The 1,432-nt window shown below is 59.6% G+C and carries 1 protein-coding gene; it reads right to left on the bottom strand.

Annotation, left to right across the window (positions count from 1 at the left end; genetic code table 11):
- Window positions 1–47: 47 nt before the first annotated feature.
- Window positions 48–1,313: an IS256 family transposase gene (locus DXT59_RS10180; protein ID WP_116136797.1), complete on the bottom strand. Its 1,266-nt coding sequence runs from the start codon at window positions 1,311–1,313 to the stop codon at window positions 48–50.
- Window positions 1,314–1,432: the final 119 nt, after the last annotated feature.

Here is a 1,432-nt window from a genome sequence, read left to right as displayed (position 1 = left end):
GAGCTAACGTCAATAGTGGTGTATGAACAAATTGACGGCGATCGATTTCAAGCGGCGAGTTTCTGCTGAACCGGCCGATCGTCTTGCACCGGTTCGCCGTCCTTGAAGGCAACGCCTTCGAGCAACAGCTTGATCTTTTCCGGGCCGTTGATACGGCGCCAGGTTTTCTCGGCTTCCTCGATCAGCTTGAATGCAAGCCCGAGGAAGGTTGGTCGCGATACGCAGTTACGCGTGCGCGTCGTACGGTGGCGCACCGTCGCGAACGTCGATTCAATCGCGTTGGTCGTGCGCAGATGCTGCCAGTGCTCGGCAGGAAATTCGTAAAACGCGAGCAAGCTGTCTCGGTCCTTCTTCAACGTCTCGGTCGCCTTCGGATATTTCGCCGCATAGATCGACACGAAACGATCGAACGCGGCGTGCGCGTCGGCGCGAGTCGCGGCCATCCAGATCGATTGCATATCGGCCTTCGCGCGTGCCTGTTGCGACTTGGGCAGCGCGTTCAGCACGTTGCCCATCTTGTGAAACCAACAGCGCTGGCCACGTGTGGTCGGAAACACCTCTTCCAGTGCCGCCCAGAAGCCCATTGCACCGTCGCCGACGGCCAGCCGTGGACCTGCCTTCAGACCGCGCTTTTTCAGGTCGAGCAGCAGCTCCAGCCACGACGCTTTCGTCTCGCGATACCCATCGCCGATCGCCACACGCTCTTTGCTTCCGTCCGGTTTTACGCCGATGATGACCAGCAAGCATTGCCCGTCGGAGTTCTCGCTGCGCAGCCCCGTGTGAATGCCGTCGACCCACCAATAGACGTAGTGCGACTCGGACATATCACGCCGGCTCCACGCCACATGCTCGTCGGCCCATTGCGCCTTCAGGCGGCTCACCACGTTGGCCGACAAGCCCTTGGCGTCATCGCCCAGCAGCACGCTCAACGCTTCGCTCATGTCACCCGTCGAGATGCCCTTTAAATACAGCCAGGGCAACGCTGCGCTCACGCGCGGCGACTTCCTCAAGTACGGCGGCACGATCGTCGAATTGAACTTCACGCCCGATCCCGATCGATCCCGCACCTTCGGCACCTTCACCGCGATCGGCCCGGCGGCCGTCAACACTTCACGCTCTGGCAAGTACCCGTTGCGCACCACCGCGCGTTGCCCGTGCAAAGTCTTGACGTTCGCGAGCCGTTCCATCAGTTCCGCTAGCTCCGCTTCAATCGCTTGTTGAATCACTTGCCGCGCCCCTTCACGGACCAATTCGTCCAGAGACAGACCGACACCCGATAGACCGACGACCGCTTTTTCCGTATCCTTGCTCATGGTGGATGGTTTGCTTTTTTGCTGGTTTCCGACTTCGACAATCAGATTCTCAGCTGAAACCTCCACCGCCTTCAACTTCCCGCCTCAACTCCCCCGTACACCACATTCGACTTTAGCTC

Source organism: Trinickia diaoshuihuensis, assembly GCF_003390925.1.
In the GTDB taxonomy this organism is placed as follows: domain Bacteria; phylum Pseudomonadota; class Gammaproteobacteria; order Burkholderiales; family Burkholderiaceae; genus Trinickia; species Trinickia diaoshuihuensis.
Note: the sequence above shows the minus strand (reverse complement) of the source record. Positions and strands in the feature narration are given on the sequence as shown.